Origin of the sequence: Pseudovibrio axinellae, from assembly GCF_900110875.1 — a bacterium.
GTDB classification, from domain to species: Bacteria; Pseudomonadota; Alphaproteobacteria; order Rhizobiales; family Stappiaceae; genus Pseudovibrio; species Pseudovibrio axinellae.
In genome coordinates, this window is sequence record NZ_FOFM01000064.1 from 1 (window position 1) to 2970 (window position 2970).

A 2970-nucleotide genomic window follows, 5' to 3' on the forward strand; every position below is an offset into this window, starting at 1 on the left:
GCTGGGGAAACCGTGACCTTTACCGGTCCCTCCAGCGGGGCTGGCCTGAGTTCGGTTTCACAAACAGCAACCACCAACAGTGCAGGTGAAGCGTCACTGAGTGTGAGCGCCAATACTTCCGCAGGAGGGCCTTACACCGTTGAAGCCTCTGTTGTTGGCGTTGGCTCTACAGCAGACTTTAGCCTGACCAATTTGACGGGTTCCGCTGCATCGATCTCTGTAAGCTCCGGAAATAACCAGAGCACACCAATCTCTTCCGGCTTTACTAACCCGCTTGTTGTCGCGGTTGAAGACGCAGGCGGCAACCCGGTTGCTGGGGAAACCGTGACCTTTACCGGTCCCTCCAGCGGGGCTGGCCTGAGCTCGGTGTCACAAACAGCAACCACCAACAGTGCAGGTGAAGCTTCCTTGAGCGTGAGCGCCAATGCGTCAGCTGGCGGGCCTTACACGGTTGAAGCCTCTGTTGTTGGCGTTGCCCCAACAGCAGACTTTAGCCTGACCAATTTGACGGGTGCCGCTGCAACCATCTCTGTGAGCGCGGGTAATAACCAGAGCACGACAATCTCCTCCAGCTTTGCAAGCCCGCTTGTTGCGACGGTGTTAGACACAGGCGGCAATCCGGTTGCTGGGGAAACCGTGACCTTTACCGGTCCCTCCAGCGGGGCTGGCCTGAGTGCAGTGACACAAACAGCGACCACCAACAGTGCAGGTGAAGCGTCCTTAAGCGTGAGCGCCAATGCGTCAGCTGGCGGGCCTTACACGGTTGAAGCCTCTGTTGTTGGCGTTGCCCCAACAGCAGACTTTAGCCTCACCAATTTGACGGGTGCAGCTGCTTCAGCATCGGTGGAGAGTGGCTCAGAGCAATCAACCCAAATTGGGCATCAGTTCAGCGACCCGCTTGTGGTGATTGTAAGGGACACCAGCAATAATCCGGTTCCCAATGCGCGCGTAGTGTTTCAAGCACCGGTCCATGGCGCTTCACTCACCTTCGCTAGTACAGGCACAAATGAAGAAACTATATTGACCGATACGAGCGGTCGTGCCGTATCCTCAAATATAACGGCTAACCTAGTAGCCTCGCCGTTTGTTGGAGGGAAATTGTTTTCCAGTTATGTCGTAAGTGCAGAAATCTCTGGCATCGCGTCAATTGACTTCTCACTCACTAACACACGCGATAGCGAGGCTGATATTGCCCGGACCAAGCAGGTCATAGCCACGTTCGTTTCGAACCGAGCAGATCGGATTGTTTCAGAGCAGCCGAATATCGTTCAGCGGTTACGAGGCGGCTCTTTTGGAGAGCAAAAAAATGTAAATGGTCTATCCTACGATATTATGGCGCATAGTCAGACGGCCTCCTTCAAGTTTAGCTTGGCAGCTTTCCAAAACCGTCTCCATCAGCAACAAGCAGCTTCGGGCAATGATGCAATTCAACGCTTTGCATATGATTTCTCTCCACTTAGCGATTCAAAAACGGTGCAAGGCTCTCCAGGGCAAACAGTCCCTGATCCATTTATGGTCGCTCAGAGCGAAGAGGATTCAGGTAAGAGTGACGTATCTGGTTTAGATTTTTGGGCACAGGGTACTTATGCGCGTGCGAACGATAATGAATACTCCAGCGATAACGGTCTCTTCTTCTTTGGAGTTGATTATCGCTATAAAAACTCAGCTCTTTTTGGTCTGATGGCTCAGCTGGACATTTCTGAGGAAACTAACCGCGCTGCCGGCACAAAAGTCAGCGGGCAAGGTTGGATGGTTGGCCCGTACTCGGTTATTCGTCTGAAAGACAATTTACTCTTCGACGCACGCGCGACCTATGGAAAGTCAAGCAATGAAGTAAATGCATTAGGCCTGTTTGAGGACAGTTTTGAGACGGAGAGGTTTTTGTTGCAGGCAGGATTAACAGGTGATTTCACGATCGCTGAATTGACCGTTAATCCTTTCGCTCGTATCACGTACTTTCATGAGCAACAAAAGGCCTACAAGGATACACTAGGGAATTCAATAGGAAACCAGAATTTCAATTTTGGGCGCCTGGAATTTGGGCCCCGTGTATCCTTTAATTTTGTCAGTGAAAGCGGCTGGCATTTTGCACCGTTCTTTTCCGTCTCCGGTATATACGATTTTGAGAAACCTCAGACTACCATACCTGGAGATGACCTGCTGGCTTCATGGGATGATAATATGAGAGCTCGGTTTGAGGCAGGGACCAAGGTGTCTCTCCCAAACCGTAATTTCAGCCTTTATAGCGAAGGCTTTTACGATGGGATCGGTGTATCTGACTATGAAGTCTATGGCATTAAGTTGAATATGATGATGACGTTTTAAGATCGGTGGACATCGCCAACTTAATTTTTGAGAGTTGAAACGGTGGGGTAATCAAAGAGTCATTATCCAAAAACAATATCATTTTTATCGTCAATCTCGTACCCATATAGATCCAGTGCCGGTGATGCTATCGAGTAAATCTTATCAAATGTCTCCTGGTTTATTGATTTGTACTTATCAAGAGACTCTTGGTGTATAGGTTTCCATAATTTTATTCTTCCATGCCCTAACTCACCCTCATTGTACATCTGATGCGCATTTAACAGCTTATCTTCCCAGTCAAGGCCTAGGTGGTCTAAAACCTTCATCAACTCAGGTTTGGGGTCTATAACGAAGTTCTCATACTTAATAAACGGGTGTTTTGGCGGAGCAGCCATCATTTTACGCATGTATAGCAACAATACTGCTGTAAGGTGATCAGACTTCCCGATATGCCCTATCATCCGGTGATCGATATCTCGAGCCCAACGCTTTACAATGCCAGCATGCTGTTCGTCATGCTTTCCTATGTTAGCAACGGCTTTAGTACTCAAAGCTACAGAGAAGGGGTGGTAATCCCCCCGCTAATTGATCGAGTTCAAAAGTAGAGATATTGTCACCTCATATTGAGGACTGATTTTATGAAGAAATCTCGTTTCAGCGATA

The 2970-nt window shown here is 48.9% G+C and carries 2 protein-coding genes; one reads left to right on the forward strand and one right to left on the reverse strand.

Translation table 11 applies throughout. The features are described 5' to 3' along the window. Positions 1-2325 (forward strand): autotransporter domain-containing protein (locus BMZ51_RS23390; protein WP_208979639.1); only part of this gene is annotated, 2325 nt, incomplete at its 5' end. Between the two features lie 62 nt (positions 2326-2387). On the opposite strand, the gene BMZ51_RS23395 is transcribed toward BMZ51_RS23390, so the two are convergent. Continuing rightward, the gene (locus BMZ51_RS23395) at positions 2388-2768 is read right to left on the reverse strand and encodes a sulfotransferase family protein (RefSeq protein WP_139201478.1); all 381 of its coding nucleotides are present in this window, start codon (positions 2766-2768) and stop codon (positions 2388-2390) included. Between the last annotated feature and the right edge of the window lie 202 nt (positions 2769-2970).